Origin of the sequence: Deinococcus aquaedulcis (assembly GCF_019693445.1) — a bacterium.
GTDB classification, from domain to species: domain Bacteria; phylum Deinococcota; class Deinococci; order Deinococcales; family Deinococcaceae; genus Deinococcus; species Deinococcus aquaedulcis.
The window spans coordinates 310,064-327,078 of the sequence record NZ_JAHRBL010000003.1 but is presented as its reverse complement, the minus strand read 5'-3'; the positions used below and the strand labels follow the sequence as shown (position 1 = coordinate 327,078).

10 protein-coding genes and 1 tRNA gene are annotated in these 17,015 nt (G+C 68.5%); 5 read left to right on the top strand and 6 right to left on the bottom strand.

Translation table 11 applies throughout. The features are described 5' to 3' along the window. Positions 1-61 precede the first annotated feature (61 nt). Both KMW22_RS06430 and KMW22_RS06425 read right to left on the bottom strand, forming a co-directional pair. Positions 62-185, bottom strand: a tRNA-OTHER gene (locus KMW22_RS06430). 220 nt (positions 186-405) lie between these two features. After that, positions 406-1,905, bottom strand: a complete 1,500-nt coding sequence (locus tag KMW22_RS06425) for a family 10 glycosylhydrolase (RefSeq protein ID WP_221089194.1) — start codon at positions 1,903-1,905, stop codon at positions 406-408. 250 nt (positions 1,906-2,155) lie between these two features. Between KMW22_RS06425 and KMW22_RS06420 the strand changes: the two genes are divergently transcribed. Next, a complete protein-coding gene (locus tag KMW22_RS06420) occupies positions 2,156-2,488 on the top strand; it encodes an HNH endonuclease (protein ID WP_221089193.1) in 333 nt (110 codons plus the stop codon). An 89-nt stretch (positions 2,489-2,577) separates the two neighbouring features. Here KMW22_RS06420 and KMW22_RS06415 read toward each other — a convergent pair whose 3' ends face one another. The 4 genes from KMW22_RS06415 to KMW22_RS06400 all read right to left on the bottom strand — a co-directional run bounded on the left by KMW22_RS06415 (position 2,578) and on the right by KMW22_RS06400 (position 11,290). Beyond that, the gene (locus tag KMW22_RS06415; protein ID WP_221089192.1) at positions 2,578-3,309 is read right to left on the bottom strand and encodes a PAS domain-containing protein; all 732 of its coding nucleotides are present in this window, start codon (positions 3,307-3,309) and stop codon (positions 2,578-2,580) included. Positions 3,310-3,362: 53 nt separating this feature from the next. Next, the gene (locus KMW22_RS06410; RefSeq protein ID WP_221089191.1) at positions 3,363-8,615 is read right to left on the bottom strand and encodes a DNA repair ATPase; all 5,253 of its coding nucleotides are present in this window, start codon (positions 8,613-8,615) and stop codon (positions 3,363-3,365) included. Positions 8,616-8,699: 84 nt separating this feature from the next. Then, entirely contained in the window at positions 8,700-10,676 is a 1,977-nt protein-coding gene (locus KMW22_RS06405; RefSeq protein ID WP_221089190.1) for a hypothetical protein, read from the bottom strand. A gap of 2 nt (positions 10,677-10,678) precedes the next feature. Next, positions 10,679-11,290: a hypothetical protein gene (locus tag KMW22_RS06400; protein WP_221089189.1), complete on the bottom strand. Its 612-nt coding sequence runs from the start codon at positions 11,288-11,290 to the stop codon at positions 10,679-10,681. Between the two features lie 238 nt (positions 11,291-11,528). On the opposite strand from KMW22_RS06400, the gene KMW22_RS06395 reads away from it, so the two are divergent. From KMW22_RS06395 to KMW22_RS06380, 4 genes are all read left to right on the top strand, one after another. Further along, positions 11,529-12,926 carry a S8 family serine peptidase gene (locus tag KMW22_RS06395; RefSeq protein ID WP_221089188.1) on the top strand — a complete coding sequence of 466 codons (1,398 nt, stop codon included), beginning with the start codon at positions 11,529-11,531 and terminating at the stop codon, positions 12,924-12,926. Between the two features lie 266 nt (positions 12,927-13,192). Further along, the gene (locus tag KMW22_RS06390) at positions 13,193-13,954 is read left to right on the top strand and encodes a DUF4388 domain-containing protein (RefSeq protein WP_221089187.1); all 762 of its coding nucleotides are present in this window, start codon (positions 13,193-13,195) and stop codon (positions 13,952-13,954) included. 474 nt (positions 13,955-14,428) lie between these two features. Next, positions 14,429-15,886 carry an Asp-tRNA(Asn)/Glu-tRNA(Gln) amidotransferase subunit GatA gene (gene gatA / locus KMW22_RS06385; RefSeq protein WP_221089186.1) on the top strand — a complete coding sequence of 486 codons (1,458 nt, stop codon included), beginning with the start codon at positions 14,429-14,431 and terminating at the stop codon, positions 15,884-15,886. Beyond that, positions 15,876-17,006, top strand: coding sequence for a S41 family peptidase (locus KMW22_RS06380; RefSeq protein ID WP_221089185.1), 1,131 nt, complete (start codon positions 15,876-15,878; stop codon positions 17,004-17,006). The genes gatA and KMW22_RS06380 overlap by 11 nt, the downstream gene beginning before the upstream one ends. Positions 17,007-17,015 lie beyond the last annotated feature (9 nt).

The following is a 17,015-nucleotide window of genomic DNA, read 5'->3' as shown; positions in this document are numbered from 1 at the left end:
AAACTGGGCAGGGCCTCTTCTGTGCAAACGATTCGGTGTTCCTGAGCATGGCGCACCGTTCCAGAACGGGAGGGATTCGAACCCCCGAGCCCATCACGGCTGGACGTTCTCCACCCCAGAACCTGTGTCCGCGCCGCCTGAGGGGTCACAGGGACGTCCACCTTCAACCGCTCAGTCACCGTCCGTCCTCATCCGGACAGATCCGTGCCTGTTCTTCGTCCGGCATAGGGTGTTCCTCAAGGCTCAACGTGGCGGTCGATATCCGCCACGCCCAGACAGAGCAGCCACGCCACACGGCTCATTGTCCACAAGCACAGAGCCCTGAAGGCTCTCCAGAGAGAGTATTAGGCCTCCGGCCAGACTGCTCCCGGCCAACTGCACCATGGACCCTGCGCCGCGACAGGCTCAGGGCACAGCAATAGGGGAAAGCAGGGTAACCTTGCCGGCCTGTGGCGTGACCCTGGGGCCGATCACGCCGCCAACCTCAACCTGAACGGCCCCCAGCGGCAGCCGCATGAACCCGTAACGGCCCTGACCATCTGTTTGGGTTCGGGCCACTTCTTGCCCGTTGCCGTCAAGCAGGCGGACAGTCCGGCCTCCCACTGGGCCACTGGTGACCGTGACCTGTCCGCTGATCGCCCGGAGCTTCGCCGCACTGGGGCGGTCCCAGCGGGCCTCCTGCGCGAAGGGCCCACCTTCACCAGACAGCCGCGCCGTCAGTTCGGGCAGCACCTGTTCCTTGGTGCGGGTCCCGGCGTTCACGTCCATGTCTGGGGTGCGGTAGGAATACCCGGCCCAGCCGCTGAGGCCGGCCTGGCGGGCCTTACGAACCTGGCTGACGGTGCTGGCCTGATCGTTGAGGTAGATGGCCGCGCCGCTGACCTGATGAACCTCTGGCGCCCCGGGCCTGAGCGAGGCAGCAAAGGCGTTCCACTGGTCGTACCACAGGGCCTGGTCCGCGACGAAATCACGCTTGTAATTCATCATGACGTTGATGTCCAGGTAACCTTCCTTGACCCAGGTGACCCAGTCCTGCAGCACCTCGGTGTAGGGGCGGCTCCTGAGCCACTCGGCTTCGTTGGCCGGCCCCGCACCGTAGGTGATGGTGGCCGCGTTCACGCTGACGTCGGGCTTGACCGCCTTGACAGCCAGGGCGGTTTCGCGCACCAGATTGGTGACCTGCTGCGTCCGCCAGGCGCTCCACTGCGCGTCGCCCGGCAGCGGCGTGCCGGTTGCCCCCGTTTCCGCCCGGTAACGTTCCAGAGCGGTGGGGTTGTACCCCCAGTTGTTGGGCCCGCCCACCGTGTTGAAGTCCGTATAACGAACGCGGTCGAACTGAATGCCGTCCACGTCGTAATTCTTGACCACGGACACGTACATGTTGCGGATGTATTCCGCCGCGTCCGGGTGCCCGGGGTCCAGCAGCCAGTCGTTGCCGCCGCGCGTCGTGCCGTCATTTTTAACCATCAACCAGAAATCCCGGCCGGTCTTACCCAGACCGTGCGCGTTGAACGCGTGCGCTGGGTCGGTGGGCGGCGTGGTGCTGTTCCAGATGGCCGTGGTGATGATCCAGGCGTGAACCTGAATGCCCTGAGCGTGGGCCTTGGCGATCAGGTCGGCCAGCGGATCGAACCCGGCGGGGACAGCCGGATCGTTGGTGCGGGGCATGGCGGCGTTGTTGCAGTAGCAGTCACCCCGGCGGCCCACCTGCGCGAACAGCACGTTGACCTTCATAGCCCGGGCCGTCGAGACCAGCACATCGACTTCTGCCGGTGTCTTGAGGCCGGGGCCAAAGGCATCGACCCACAGCCCGCGCAGTTCCTGGGGCGCCTGGGGAGGGTCGGTCGGTTGACACGCGGCGAGCAGCAGAGAGGTCAGCAGGGCAGCAGTCAATTTGGACATCATGTGGCGGGCTCCTGGGCGGTTGCAAGGAAGAAGGGGAACATCGCAAGAAATTGTGGAGCGCGGTCCTGTCATCGTACAGGGGAGGGCGCTGGAGAGGCAAATCGGCCGCACCAGGCATCAGAAAGCCTTACGAATATTCGTGCCGACCACGGGACAGGTCCTCTGCCTACAGGCCACCCGCTTTATCCGGGGCTGCTCCAGGCACAGGCGTGGCAGAACAGCTTGAAGTTCCGCGCGCTATCGTGGCCCGATGGGTCGGAAAGAACGGGCGCAGGCAAGTTGGACCGAGGATACGCAGGAGCAGCCGCAGGACGTCTGCGTGCTGTGCGGGCGGGAAGGCGAAATGACAGACCACCACCTCATTCCCAAGTCGCAGGGCCGCCGACAGGGCGTGAAACTGGGCCAGATTCCCACGGTGAAGATGTGCGCCGCCTGCCAGGGCTTCCTGTCCAAAACCTTCAGCAACGCAGAACTGGCCAACGAGCTGAACACCGTAGAGGCCATCCTGGCGCGCGAGGAAGTGCAGAAGTTCGTGAAATGGGTGCAGAAACAGCCGCTCAGCCGGGGCGTGCGGGTGCACTGAGCGCAGACCGGAAGAGAGATAGCAGGAGCTCTACTTTTTGCAAAGCTTCTGCTGTCTGGCTGTTCCCCCGCCTGCACAGGTCCTGGTGCTTACTCCTGCCCGCTGCGGACGTAGCGGGTGATGTCCACCGTGATGCCCACGATGCCGTTCACCTGGGCATCGAAGCCGCGAAAAGGAATGTAGGAGTTGTTGACCACCAGATGCCGCTGCTGCCCAGTGGTCGGGTGTGTGAGCACAGCGGGCATGTCCTGGCCGTGATAGGGCACCCCTGTGGTGTACACCTGATCCAGCAGTTCGAAATACCCCTGGCCTTCCAGGTCTGGGAAAGCTTCGCGGACCGTCAGGCCTTCAAGAATCCGGCCGCCAACCAGCTGGCGGGCAAAGGCGTTGCTGTACTCGAACTCATGTTTGGGGCCACGCAGGACCGAGATGGCTATGGTGGCGTCCTGAAACAGGGTGCGCAGGTATGCGTGTTCCTTGTCCTTTTCAATGGTCCACTGGCGGTCAGTGACATCCTGGAACAGCAGGGCCAGCCCGCCCTGCTCGTCCGGAATGGCCCGAATTTCGTGCCGCCGGAACAGGCCGGGATAGAACACCTCGCACTCCAGGGTCACCTGCCGTTCCACGGCCTGTTGCAGCCGCTGCCACAGGCTGGGTTCGGAGAGTTCAGGAAGGGTGTCCTGCAGGGAAAGTCCCGCACGAAGCTGTGGCCGCCGCAGCAGATAGCGGGCCCGGTCATTCAGGAAAGTCACGTGCCAGCTGGCGTCAACGGCTATAAAACCCTGAGAGAGTCCTTCGGAGAGGCGCTGAGCCGAAATCACACTCCTGACAATAGCGGGCGCGGGCGGCGCATGTCTGCGGAGCAAGTGCCGCTTCAGTCCTGCCCGGCAGAGTGCCGCCCAGACGTCCCCACGGGCCCGGCTGGGCCCCGCACCACGTTCTGCCGCTTGCGAATCACCTCAACCAGTTCGTAGATCGCCGCGTTGGTCTGGTCCTGCTTCTGGGTGGTGGTGGCCAGCCCAGCCAGCAGGGGCGCCAGGGCCGTGCGCAGCGCCGTGTCGTCGGGGGCGGTGGGGACTGGGGCAGTTGAGGCCGGCCGCTCCTGAAGGCTGCGTGTCAGTTCGCGCAGCAGGGGGGCCAGCCCCTCGCGCAGGGCGTCGGCCAGCGGTTCGGCCGGGGGTGGGGGAACAGTGGGTGCCGGCATGGGCGTTTGCCGCGTGCCCAGCCCCTGCAGGCCCTGGGCAATATCGGCCAGCTGGGCCACCATGCGCGCGCCGGTGTCGGCGTCGTCGCCCATCGCCTTGTTGCGGCGGTAATCGGCCTTGATCGCTTCCCAGCGCGCGGCCTGCTCGGGGGTCAGGGTGCCGCGCAGTTCGGCCAGCTTCAGCAGGTTTTCCTCGGCGCCGGTGGTCAGCAGCTGCGCCTCGCCCTGGTAGTGGTCGGTGACCACCTGATCCACCTCGGCGTCGGTCATGACCGCGCTGATTTTCTCGGCCAGCTTGTTCATGTTGCGGTAGCTGCCCTGCAGCTTGAAGGGCGGCTCGGTGCGGTAGCGGTCATCCTGGGCGGCGCTGGCGATGTACTGCGCGTTGATGCGGGCCAGATCGTCCCGCACGGCCAGCAGCTTTTGCAGCGTGCCCACGATTTCCTCGACCTCGGCGGCGGAATACGGGTGCGAGAGGCTGTTGGTGCTGACCTCCCGGCCCTGGGCGCGGTTCACCAGCAGGTACAGGTCGTTCAGGTCACGGGTTGCCAGTGGGGCCAGCACCGGGTTGCTGGTCAGGCTGTTTTCGATGTACGAGAGCTGGAAAGCGTCTTCCATGCCGCCCAGCACGTCGCCCAGGTTGTAGATATCGGCGCGGTTGGCCAGCATGTCGGGGATCTTGAAGACCTCGCCGGATTCGGTGTAGGGGTTCCCGGCCATCACCACCGCGAACTTGCGCCCGCGCAGGTCGTACGTCCTGGGCTGGCCGCGCCACACGCCCTCAATGCGGCGGGTGCCGTCGGTCAGCGAGATGAATTTCTGCAGGAATTCGGGGTGGGTGTGCTGAATGTCGTCCACGTACAGCATCACGTTGCCGCCCATTTCCAGGGCCAGATTCAGTTTTTCCAGTTCCTGGCGGCTGCCCGCGTCCGGGGCCTGGGCCGGGTCCAGCGAGCGCACCTCGTGGCCCAGCGCGGGGCCGTTCACGCGCACGAACACCAACCCCAGGCGGTGGGCCACGTATTCCATCAGGGTGGTTTTGCCGTACCCAGGCGGCGAAATCAGCATCAGTAGGCCCATCAGGTCGCTGCGCTTGCCCTCGCCCGCCGTGCCCATCTGCTTGGCGAGGTTGTCCCCAATGATTGGCAGGTACACCTCCTGAATCAGGCGGTTGCGCACGAAAGAGGTCAGTGGCCGGGGGCGCAGTTCGTCCAGCCGTAGCCGGGCGCGTTCCTGCGCCGTGGCCTCCTGCCGCGCGGCCTGATACCGCTGGAAGCCCGGCAGGAAGTCGCTGCGGTGGCGCTCCAGGCGGGTCAGCAGGTCGTCCGGGGCCAGGGGCAGCGTGCCGCCCTGGATGCGCGGGTGCCCGCTCAGCAGCCCCGTGACCTGGGTGCCCAGAGGCACGTCGCGCACGGTGTGGGGCACGGCAGCCCCGAACAGGCGCAGGGCCACCGCTTCGGGCACGGCGCGGGCCATTGGCGCCCACGGCGGCGCGGCGCACAGGGCGCCCAGCCAGTGGTGCAGCAGCGCCCAGCGGCCCGCAAGGTCGCCCTCTAACTGCGCCAGCGAGTGGTCCAGGGTGTCCTGCAGCCCGGCCGTCTGCAGCTGGGTGTCCAGGGCCGCGTTCAGGTCGGCGGCGGCCTGTGAAAAGCCCAGGGTGGGGGCCGGGGCCTTTAACTCGTCGCCCAGGAAGGTGGCGGCCTGCCGGGCGTCCAGCGACGTGTGGGGCAGCCCCGCCCCGGTCAGGAACGCGGCCACCTCGTCGGCCAGGGTGCCCAGCGCCGTGTCCAGCGCCTCGCGTCGGCCAAACAGCGCGTGCATGGCGTGGGCGTTGCCAAACGCCACTTGCCAGTGCGCGCGCCGCGCTGGGTGTTCGGCCCAGTAGGCGGTGCCCAGGGCGCGGGCGGCAGGCGGGTAGACCAGGGTGCCCGCCGCCTGCAGCAGCGGCAGCAGCGCCTGCAGCAGCCGCGCGGCGTCGTGGTCGTGAATGCCTTTCTCGTAGCCCTCGCGGTAGCGGGGCGCGGCAAAGGCGGCCACCGTGCGGGTCAGGTCGTCGGGGCTCAGGGCGTGCAGGTGGGCCAGGGTCAGGCCTTCCTGTCCGTCCTGGGCGGCGCGCAGCACCTCGCCCGCCAGATATTCCGCGCGGCTCAGCTCGGCGGATTCCGAGACCAGGGTGGCCGACCAGTAGGCGCGCAGGTCGTTCAGCGCCGGGTGGTCCAGCGGGTCCAGGTACTCGGTGCCGGTGAGGTGCACCGCCAGGTCGTCGCCGCGTGGCAGCAGGGTCAGGTCCAGCGGCTGGGTATTCACGTTGAAGCGGTGGCGGCCCAGGCGAATGACGGTGCCGTCCCCCTCAAACAGCTCGGTGCGGTCGCGCAGGCTGCGGGCCGCCTGATCGCGGGCGGCTTTCAGGCGCGCGTCCAGATCGTCGGCCTTGACGGTGTCTTTCAGCTCGCGCAGCCGCGCGCCGAGGTCGCGCACCTTCACGATCAGCGGATCACTGGCAAAAAAGGCGTTCAGCTCGTCCAGCGTCTTCAGGCGGGCCGCGCGGGCCCCCAGCCCCGAGAGAATGCGGCTGGCGGCGTCCATGACGCTCTGGGCCTTGCGCTGGCGCTCGTCCTGCAGGGTCTGGCGCCGCGCCTCAAAGGCTTCGCGCACCTCGTCGCGCTTGGCCAGGATGTCAGGCAGAAACGTCTCGTCGTCGCCAAACTGCCCTTCCAGTTCCTCCAGGGCCACCAGGGCGCGCGCCAGCCCCTCCTCGGCCTTTTCGGGGGTGGTGGCGCGGCCCAGGGCGCTGGCCACCGCCTGCGCGTACAGGCCAAGTTGCGCGGCAAACTGCGCGGTGCGTTCGCCGGCCCCCAGGGCCTTGCGGGCCTGCTCGGCGCGGGCCCGGACGCCGTTCAGGCGCCCGTACAGGGCCGCGATGGCTTCCACCACGCGGGTGCGCGCGGTGGCATCCTCCACGGGCAGCGCGCCCAGCAATTCCGACAGCAGGTCCAGTTCCGCCGACAGCCCGGCCAGGGCGTCCAGGGCCTCGGTCAGGGCGCGGCTGGTGTCGGCGGCGTCGATCTGCGCGGCCAGGGTGTCCAGACGGGCGGTCAGCGGGGCCAGGGCCTCCGGGGTGTTCAGAAAGGCGCCGGTCGCCAGCCCCAGGCGGGCGTGGGCCTCCTGCACCGCGCTGGTCATGGTGTCCAGCGCCGCGAGGTCCATGTAGCGCCCCTCGCGCAGGGTCAGCAGGCGCCCGCGCAGGGCGTTCAGGTCGGCCAGGGCCGCCACGTACTCGTCAATGCGGGTCCAGTCCTCGGGGCGCACGCGGGCCAGCAGCGCGCGGTGGTCGGCCTGCGCCGCCTGCAGGGCCTGGGCGGCGGCGGCGCGCAGGCTCTGCACCTTCTCGAACTCGTCCAGCACCGTTTCGGTGGTCGCCACGATGCCGTGCAGCAGGGTGCGCAGGCCGCTCGTATGGTCGTCGTCGAACCAGCGGTGCTGGTCAAAGAGGCGCCGGGTGGCCCCTTCCAGGCGCGCGTACCGCTCGGCGCTCACCGAGGGGTGCTCGATCTCGCGCGCCAGTTCGTAGAGATTGGACACGCCGCGCACCAGTTCCGCGTTGCCCAGCCGCCCCAGGTACGAGGTGCCGGGCGGGCGGCTGGCGGCATACAGGTCGCTCACAAAGGGGGTCTGCCACACCTGCATGGGGTGCACGCGCGTGGGCTCGCCGGATTCGGCGTGGAACAGCACCATGCGGCCGTCGGGCAGCGGGGCCCAGCCGTGGGCCAGCATGGGCGGCTGCACCTCGCGCCGGATCAGGTTGTACACGAACAGCGCCGACAAGCCGCTGTCTGGCTCGGAAAAGACATACAGCACGTCCTCACCGTTGGGCGAGCGCACCACGCGGCCCAGGCCCATTCCGGCGTGGGCGGCCTCGAAGGCGCGGTGGTCGCCGTTTTGCAGGTAGTAGCCGCCCGGAAAGATCAGACCGTGGTCTTCGGGCAGGCTCACGCAGGCGCGGGTGATCGCGTCGTTGCGCGTCACCTGCCGGGTGAGGGTGTTGTAGATCAGGCCGCGCCAGACCTTTTCCCGGTAAGGCAGCACCCGCAGCAGAATCAGGGTGCCCACCTGCGCAAATTCAAAGGTCGCGTCGTCCAGCGACTGGGTCCGGTCTTCCACCGGCTCGCTGTAGATGCCCTGGCCGGTCTCGGTGTTGTTCTCCACCTTGATGGTCAGGTCGCCGCCGCTGGTTTCCACGAACAGGGTGTCGAGAATATTCAGGTGCGGAAAGCGCCCGCTGACCGCCTGCTCGCGCCCGGCGCGGGTCCACTCGAAATCAAAGGGAGCCGGCGCCTTCAGGTCGCGCTCGCCCCGGGCGTCCAGATACGTGACCTCGCCCGCCGGGCCCAGGGCCCAGCGAAACACGCGGCGGTCGCTGCTGCGCTCGCCAATCTGAAAGGCCGCCAGCAGTTTGTCGCCTTGCACGCTCAGGGTCAGCAGCCGCGCGTGCTTGTAGTAGGCGTATAACTCGTCGAAGTCGCGGGTAAAGGCCGGGTCGGCCAGGAAGGTGCCCTTCAGGCTGACCGGCTCCACGTCGTACGCGCTGCCCACCTCCACCAGCCGGTACAGGCCGAACACGTCTGCCACCTGGGTCTGGGTTTTCAGGCCCAGAAACACGTTGAAGCCGAACAGCAACCCGCCCCCCACCTGCACGACGCTGCGGCCCACCCCGTTGTGCTCGGTCTGCACCCGGAAGCGGCCCAGCAGGCTCAGGCGGCTGTCCCCGAACTCGGCCACGCGCCCGGCATTCAGGTCGTCGGCCACGCGGCGCAGCTGCGCGCCCTGGGCCAGCAGCCGCTTGCGCAGCACCTCATAGGCGCCGCCTTCGGCCACCGCCTGATCCAGAGACGTGTCGGGGGTGGGCAGGGCAGGGTCGGTCATGGGGGAAAAACCTCGGAGGAAAGGGGAGAAAAGTGGGGAAAGCGGGGCGGGCCCACACGCGGGCCCCCGCCCCGCCGGCGTGGGTCAGGCCTGGGTGTTGGCGCTGCCCTGGGCGGTGCTTGGGGGCACGTTCACGCCGAAGCGCTGCAGCACGCTCTGGACCAGGGGGCTTTTCTGGGTAAAGCCTTCCACCGCCTTGCCCAGCGACAGGGCCTTGCTGAGGGCCTCGAACATGCCGCCCTCGCCGCCCACGAGGTCAATCTTGGCGCTGCGCAGGGCGCTGGCGATGACCTCGGCGTTCTCCTTGCTGATTTCCTTGCCGGCCTCAATAGACGCCAGGGCCTGCTGCAGGCTGGTTTCCAGGGCCATGCGGTATTCCTCGTGGCTGCGGGCCTCGGGGCTCATCTGGCCCATGGCATTGAACTTGCCGGTCAGACCCTCGGCCTCGGCGGTCATCTTCTTCAGGGTGGCGCTGGCCTCGGCGCTGCCCAGGGCCTCGGTGGCACTGGCGCGGGCCTGCCCCATGCGGGCCTCGCCCTCGGCCTGGGCCCCCAGGCGCTCGGCCATCACGCGGGCGTCGGCGCTGCCCTGCTTGTAGTTGGCGTCGGCCTTGGCTTCAATCACGCGGGCCTCGGCGGTGCCCACCTTCTCGATGGCGGCGGCGCTGGCTTCCTGCACCAGGGCCTGGGCCAGACCGGGGGCAGCCTGCTCCACCTTGGTGGCCTCGGCCAGCATCTTCTTGGCTTCGGCCTGCCGGCTGGCGGCGTCGAATTCGGCCTGGGCAATGGTCGTCAGCTCGGTCGCGCGGTACTTGGCGGCTGCCTCGGCTGCTTCGGCGGCCTTGATTTCCTTGACCAGGGTTTCCTGGGCGCTGGCCTCGGCGGCCAGCACGCGCACCTGCTTGGCGCGGTCGGCGGCGCTGACCTCGCGCACCTCGTTGATGCGCTCCTCTTCCTGGGCCACGGTCTTGTCAATGGCCACACGCTCGCGGGTGATGTTCGCCACATCCATCACGCCCTGCTCCACGGCCTTGTCGCGCTCGACCTCCTGCAGTTTGACCTCGCGGTCGGTGGTCACCGCTTCCATCTTGGCGGCGCGGGCCACACGCTCGGCTTCAATGGCAATGGCGCGCAGGCGGTTCTGCTCGGCGATTTCCACCTGCCGCTGGCGCTCCTGCTCGCGGATTTCCACCTGCTCGGTGGTCTGAATGCGGGCCTGCTCGGCAATCAGGCGCTGCTCTTCTTTCACCCGGTCGGTCTCGGCGCGCTCGCGGGCCTGAATGGTTTCAATCTCGCGCTGCTGGCGGGCCTCGGCCTCGGCCTGCTGGCGTTCCAGGGCCAGGGTGGCTTCACGGGTTTCCACGTTCTTCTTGGTCACGGCGAGGTGCTCGTTCTGCTCCAGTTCGTTGGTCACGACGTTCTGGGCGGCCGTCAGCTCGGTGATCTTGCGAATGCCCTCGGCGTCCATGATGTTGTTCTGGTCCAGCATGCTCTTGGGCGTCTGTTCCAGGTAATCAATCGCCACGTCTTCCAGTACGTAGCCGTTCAGGTCGCGGCCGATCACGTTCACCACGGCGTCGCGGAATTCCTCGCGCTTCTCGAACAGTTCAATGAACTCGAACTTCTTGCCCACGGTCTTCAGCGCCTCGCTGAATTTGGCGTTGAACAGTTCATCCACCGCCTTGTGGTCGCTGGCCCGGTTGGCGCCAATCGCCTTGGCCACCTTCAGGACGTCCTCTGGGGTCTCATTCACGCGCAGGTAATACGCCACCGTGATGTCGGCGCGGATGTTGTCCTTGCAGATCAGGCCCTCTTTGCCCCGGCGGTCCACCTGCAGGGTGATCAGCGAAATGCGCATCACCTCGGCCTTGTACAGCACGGGCACGACCAGCGCGCCGGTAAAGCGCACCTTGGGCCGCGCGGACAGGTCGTTCACGATCAGGGCGGTGCCCTGTTCGACCTTCACGTAAAAGGCGCGCACAATCCCAATCAGGGCCAGCAGCACCAGCAGAAACACACCCAGGCCAACCACGAACGGCAGCAGCAACGACAGATCAGGCATCTCTAGAACTCCTTGGGACTTGGCGTTTCAGACGCCACTTGATAGCGGTGGGTTTCGGGGTCGTAGGCCAGCAGCACCACGCGCTGGCCGCGTACCGGGCGGTCTGGGGGCAGGGCGCGCGCCTCGAAGATCAGGCCGGCGCCGCCGTCCTCCACCATCACGCGCCCGGAAGCGGCGTCCACGGCCGCCGAGGCCACGGTGGCGCGCCGGCCCACCAGATCGGCGGCGGCGGTGGGCTCGCTCTGGGCACTCAGGCGCCGCAGCGGGCGCAGCAGCGCAGCTGTGAGTGCGGCGGCCAGCGGCAGGGACAGCGCCAGGGTCACCACCCCGGCCCCGAACTGCACGCCCGCCGGAAGGCTTGAAAGCACCAGCCGCTGCGCCATGTAGGTGCCCACCCAGCCCAGAAAGGTCAGCACGGTCAGCACCAGCAGGGCCGGAACGCCACTCAGCCCCAGACGGGCACTCAGGCCAGCGGCGCCGCCCAGCGCGCCGTCCAGGCCGTCGCTGTCCAGCAGCCCCAGGGCCACCAGCAGCCAGCCCAGCACGCACGCAGCAAAGACCGCGCTCCACAGCGCGGCCGGGAAACTCAGCGCCGTGTTCAGAAAGGTGTTCAATGCAGGCTCCGGGGAGCGGGCGGGGAGGGCATGCTGCCCAGGCTAGCGGGCCCGGGGGGCGCGGCGGGCCGCATCTGCGGCGGGCGGTGGGGGGGCAAGGGGGGCATGCTTCTCACTACGCCTTCACCTTCGCCCGGGTTTCCGGGCAGGGGAGGGGATGACGGCTGGCGCCTCTTGGCCACGCGGCTGCCTCCCGGATTCAGAGGCGGGTCAGCCCAATGCCCTATACCCTGGGGGTATGCCCACGCTGCCCCGCTTCGCGTCCCGCACACTTCTGCCGCTGTCGCTGGCCCTGCTGCTGGCCGCCTGTGGGGGCGGCACGGCGCCGGTGACGCCGCCAGCGCCGCCTGCCCCACCCGCGCCGATCTGTCCGCAGGGCGAGGGCGCCGCCCTGGTGTCGGCGCAGCAGGTGGCGGGGCTTGCAGAGTCCGGTACCAGCGCGCCCGTGGCCGGGGCCCCGGCGGTATGGTCGGCGCCGCATGTGCCGGGGCGGGTGCTGGTCGTGGGCGGCGGCCTGCAGGCCCAGGGCGCCCTGCTGGGGGTGCAGAGCCGCGCGCTGGGCGCTGGCCTCACGCTGGTCCAGACGCCGACCGGCCAGACCGACGCCGCCTTTGCCGCGCAGTTGCAGGCCCAGGGCCTGCGGGTGCAGCCGGATTACCTGTACCATCCGCTGGCCAACCCCAATGACCCGGGCGTGCCCGGCAACGGCGGCGTGCCGCTGGTGGCGGGCGGAGTGGCCTATACCCAGACCTACCTGGGCCGCATCCAGGCGCCCGCTGCGTGGACGTTCCTGCAGGCCTGTGGCAAGACGCCGGTCGCCGCCAAGACCGCCATTCTGGACGCGCGGGTGGACAACCACCCGGACTTGGCTGCTCGCATTGCCGAACGCGCCTCGTTCCTGACGCCAGAAGCGGGCGGCTCGGACAGCGAGAGCGGGCACGGCACCGCCTCGGCCGGTCTGGTGGGGGCCACCACGAACAACGGCGCGGGGCTGGCGGGTGTCACCTGGAGCGGGCCCCTGATGGCGCTGGAAGTGCTGGGCGCCAACGGCGGCAGCACCAGTTCGCTGGCCCAGGCCCTGAACGCGGCGGTGGCCGGCGGCGCCAAGGTGATCAACCTGAGCCTGGGCCGCCCCCTGGACCCGAATGAACCGGCGGGCTCCAGCGATCAGGTGCTCAGCGCGGCCCTGACCAACGCGGCGAAGTCGGCCGTGATCGTGGCCGCAGCGGGCAACACAGCGGGCGACGGCGTGTATTTCCCGGCAAGTCACCCGGACGTGGTGGCGGTGGGCGCGCTGGGCACCAGCGACACGGCCCTGGCCTGCTACAGCGCTCGCCCCAGCACGGCCCGCCCCCGGGCGCTGAATATCGTGGCCCCTGGCGGCGTCGGCAACTGCGCCGGGGCGACCAACGCGGGGCAAATGCTGATTCTGACGACTGGTGGGGGCTACACCCTGAGTGCCGGCACCAGCTTCGCGGCCCCCCTCGTGAGTGGCGCGGCGGCCCTGATGCGCGCGGCCAACCCGGGCCTGAGTGCGGCCGAAACGAAACAGCGCCTGCTGGAGAGCGCCAACACGGCGGTGGCGGGCCTGCCCCGGCTGGATGTGAACGCGGCGGTGCGCGCCGCCACCCGCTAAGCCGGGCGGTTGTGGAAGCGTGGAACGTCCGGCCAAGTGCCGGATGTTCCTTTTGGACCGCTTTGTTCAGCTTCAAGGCCTGCAAATAAGGTCCTGGTGTCTCTGCTGAAAGGCGGTGCCGATTGCCAAAACATGGCCTCAGATTGGCCGCGCAGATTCGCTCCAGGCATGGGGCCCCCTGGCGGGTTATTTGCTTAACGCTAAAGTATTTTGGCTTGCTTAGGGGCACCAGATGAGCCAACATGAGGCAGCACGGCCCGAGCCTCATGACGAAATCCACCGCCAGCCTCGAAACCTTCGATTTTCTGGAACTGCTGTATCTGCTCACCGAGCAGCGGCGCAGCGGCGTGCTGCACGTCGAACGTGCCGATGGGCAATTCCAGGCGTGGTTGGAAAGTGGGCGGGTGCGTCACCTGCAGTTTGGCGAGGACCTGGGGGTGCCCGCGCTGGTGCGCCTGCTGCAAGCGCCGCAGGGCCGCTTTCACTTTGACGAGGGGCTGGCCCACCCGCAGCCGCGCATGGACGCCCTGCTGGACGAGGTGGCCCTAGAAGCCCTGGAAGCGATGCCGGTGCAGGAACTGCCCTTTGATGGCCCGGCACGCATCACCTCGCCGGAGCGGGTGGCGCGCATGCGCTGGGGCCTGAAGGAACTGGACATCCTGCAGCAGATCGAGGCGCAGCAGCCGGTGTCGGACCTCGCCCGCGACCCGGATGCCAAGCGGATGCTGCTGAAACTTTGCCGCATTGGCCTGATTGCGCCGCGCAAGTCCCGCGTGGCCCGTCTGACTGTGACCGTGACCCGGCAGGTGCGCGACGTGGCCCTGGTGGACGAACTGATTTTCCGCCGCTGGAAAGAAGACATCGTGCGCCACCCGCAGAGCGTGGCGATCCGCACCGATGGCGGGCAGGTGTACACCCTGCCGATTCGTATGGCCTCCAACCTCACCACCCAGCTGATGGTGCCGCCCGAACTGCTGATGCGCACGGGGCTGCGCGCAGGGGACAGTGTGCTGGTCAAGCCGGTGTAGGCGGGGGAGCGTCGAGAAGTCTGGGGGTCGAGGGGTCGAGAGGGCAGGAGAGGGGCCGTCAGAGGTTTGTGCAGTTGGAGGAATGGTGCGGCCAATGTTCCGGGCCGTGCAAGGGGCGTCAAACCTGTGTGGGCAGTGACGCCCGCTCGCCTGCAAGGGCGCCTGAAATGGGCGGATAAGGGGACGGTGCCGGTGCACGCTCCTTCCTGGGCACTGCGACGGCTCCACAGGAGCGGGGTGGAGACGCCCGCTCTGGCTGGGTCCATGGTCGGCCTCTCTGCATCGAGCGCCCGGCAGAGAGAGAAACCTTGCTCTCCTCGAGCCACGCCAGCTGAGCAACCGGCTTTCTCTGCACCCGCGCCAAAGAAGTCCAGTTTTTCTCTGTCGACTTCCCGACGCTCGACTCCCACAATGTCCCCCGGCTAGACGGCGTGGCCCCACCGCGCGCAGGCCCCACCGCTACACTGGCCCGGTATGTCCGTGCCCCCCACCGCCGCCGAACTGGCCCGCCACGTGCAGGCCCGCGAGACCACCGCGCCCGAGCTGCTGGCTGCCGCCCTCAGCCGTATCCAGGCCGCCCGGCCCCTGGGTGCCGTGGTGAGCCTGAATGACGGCGCCCAGGCCCAGGCGCAGGCGGTGCAGGCCCGGGTGGACAGGGGCGAGGCACTGCCGCTGGCGGGCGTGCCCATACTCGTGAAGGACAACATCAATGTGTCGGGCACGGCCACCACCTGCGGCAGCCGCATTCTGGCGAGCTATGTCAGCCCCTACACCGCCACGGCCGCCGCGCGGCTGCAACAGGCCGGCGCGGTGATCGTGGGCAAGGCGAACATGGATGAATTCGCCATGGGCTCCAGCACCGAAAGCAGTGCGCATGGCCCTGCCCTGAACCCCTGGGACGAGGCGCGGGTGCCGGGCGGCAGCAGCGGGGGCAGCGCGGTCGCGGTGGCGGCGGGCCTCACCCCGGTGGCCCTGGGGAGCGACACCGGTGGCAGCGTGCGCCAGCCGGCCAGCTTCTGTGGCGTGTATGGCCTGAAACCTACCTATGGCCGGGTCAGCCGCTATGGGCTGGTGGCCTACGCCAGCAGCCTGGACCAGATTGGGCCCTTCGCGCACACGGCGCAGGACCTCGCCCTGCTGATGAACGTGCTGGCCGGGCACGACCCCCTGGACGCCACCAGCCTGCACGCGCCGCCCGCCTTTGCCACGGGCACCGCTGACGACCTGCGCGGGTTACGGGTGGGCGTTATCCAGGAGAGCCTGGGGGGCAACACGCCGGGTGTAGACGCCACCCTGCAGGGCACGCTGGACGCCCTGCGCGGCGCCGGGGCCCAGGTGGCCGAGGTGAGCCTGCCCGAACTGAAGTACGCCATTGCCGCCTATTACCTGATTGCCATGCCGGAAGCCAGCAGCAACCTCGCGCGCTTTGACGGCATGGTGTACGGCGCGCGTGTTGCAGGCAGTGACGTGACCGAGGCCATGACCCTCACCCGCGAGCAGGGTTTTGGCCCCGAGGTGCAGCGCCGCATCCTGATCGGCACCTACGCCCTGAGCAGCGGCTATTACGACGCCTATTACAGCAAGGCCATGAAGGTCCGCCGCCTGATCGCGGACCGCTTTGCGCAGGCGTTTGGGTCCTTTGACGTGCTGGTGACGCCCACCAGTCCGTTTCCGGCGTTCCGGCGCGGCGAAAAGACCAGCGATCCCCTGGCGATGTACGCCGCCGATGTGGACACCGTGGCGATCAACCTCGCCGGGCTGCCGGCCCTAAGCGTGCCCGCCGGATTCGAGACGGTGGACGGGGTGCGCCTGCCTGTGGGCATTCAGTTCATCGCGCCGGCCCTGCAGGACGAGCGGCTGGTGCAGCTGGCGGGGGGCCTGGAGGCGCTGGGTGTGGTGCAGGCCGGGGCAGCGCCTGGATATGACCGCTGAGGCACAGGCGTATCTGCAGGCGGCGCTCAAGCTGATTCAGCAGGAGGCGCTGTATGCCGGGCGGCTCAACTGGCCGGAAATCACGGCCGCCTGCGAGCGGCTGAGTGCCGACGCGCAGACAGCCGCCGATACCTACCCCGCCCTGCGATTTGCCCTGGCAGCCCTGGGTGACCACCACAGCCAGTTGCGCCTCCCCGATGCAGACGTCACGCGGCGCGGCGTATTCGGAATCTATTTCTCGCGTGGCGTGGTGGCCGTGGTGCTGCCGGAGACGCCAGCTGAACGGGCCGGGCTTCAGCGGGGGGAGCGCATCACGCGCCTGAATGGCAAGGCGCCAGGGCCGGGCGTGAACGAGGGTCTACCGGTGGGGCCGCAGGTCACGCTGGAACTGGAGACGGCTGAAGGCACCCGGACGGTGGTGCTGACCCGGGACGACGTTCCTGCGGTGCAGCCCGCGCCGGAAGGGCGACTGGTCGCCCCTGGTGTGGGGTTGGTGACCCTGCCTGAATGCAGCCTGGAAGGCCAGTGCGAGGATGGCCGAACCTATCAGGACCGTCTGGCCGGAGTGCTGCTGAACTTGAGGCGCCAGGGGGCTGAACGCTGGATTGTGGATCTGCGGCTGAACCTGGGTGGAAACATGTGGCCCATGCTGGCGGGGGTGGGGCCGCTGGCGGGTGAAGGTGTGTTGGGCGCCTTCGTCAAAGGCCAGGAGCAGTGGCGCTGGCGGCACGAGGCCGGCCAAGCGCGGCTTGAGGATGAATTGATCTGTCAGCTGAACATCGCCCCAATGGTCCCGGTGCCCACCGATACCCGGGTGGCCGTCTTGACCTCACCGCTGACAGCCAGCAGTGGCGAGATCCTGACTCTTTCGTTCGTGGGTCGCCCTGGCACCCGTCTTTTTGGCGAGTCCACCCGGGGGCTAACCACCAGCAACAGTTTCTACACCCTGCCCGACGGCGCGGCCCTGTTGGTGGCAACGGCTCTGGACGCGGACCGCACCGGCCGCGTCTACGATTCGGTGATTGAGCCAGATGTGGCCGTGCCGATTCGCTGGGACCTTTTTCAGACCGCCGATGATCCGGTGCTGGGCGCGGCGCTGGCGTGGGTGACTCAACCCTGAATGGGGCCG

Coding starts and splice junctions, on each gene's coding strand:
- KMW22_RS06425 (WP_221089194.1), bottom strand. CDS start 1,905: ATGATGTCCAAATTGACTGCTGCCCTGCTGACCTCTCTGCTGCTCGCC.
- KMW22_RS06420 (WP_221089193.1), top strand. CDS start 2,156: ATGGGTCGGAAAGAACGGGCGCAGGCAAGTTGGACCGAGGATACGCAG.
- KMW22_RS06410 (WP_221089191.1), bottom strand. CDS start 8,615: ATGACCGACCCTGCCCTGCCCACCCCCGACACGTCTCTGGATCAGGCG.
- KMW22_RS06405 (WP_221089190.1), bottom strand. CDS start 10,676: ATGCCTGATCTGTCGTTGCTGCTGCCGTTCGTGGTTGGCCTGGGTGTG.
- KMW22_RS06395 (WP_221089188.1), top strand. CDS start 11,529: ATGCCCACGCTGCCCCGCTTCGCGTCCCGCACACTTCTGCCGCTGTCG.
- KMW22_RS06390 (WP_221089187.1), top strand. CDS start 13,193: ATGACGAAATCCACCGCCAGCCTCGAAACCTTCGATTTTCTGGAACTG.
- gatA (WP_221089186.1), top strand. CDS start 14,429: ATGTCCGTGCCCCCCACCGCCGCCGAACTGGCCCGCCACGTGCAGGCC.
- KMW22_RS06380 (WP_221089185.1), top strand. CDS start 15,876: ATGACCGCTGAGGCACAGGCGTATCTGCAGGCGGCGCTCAAGCTGATT.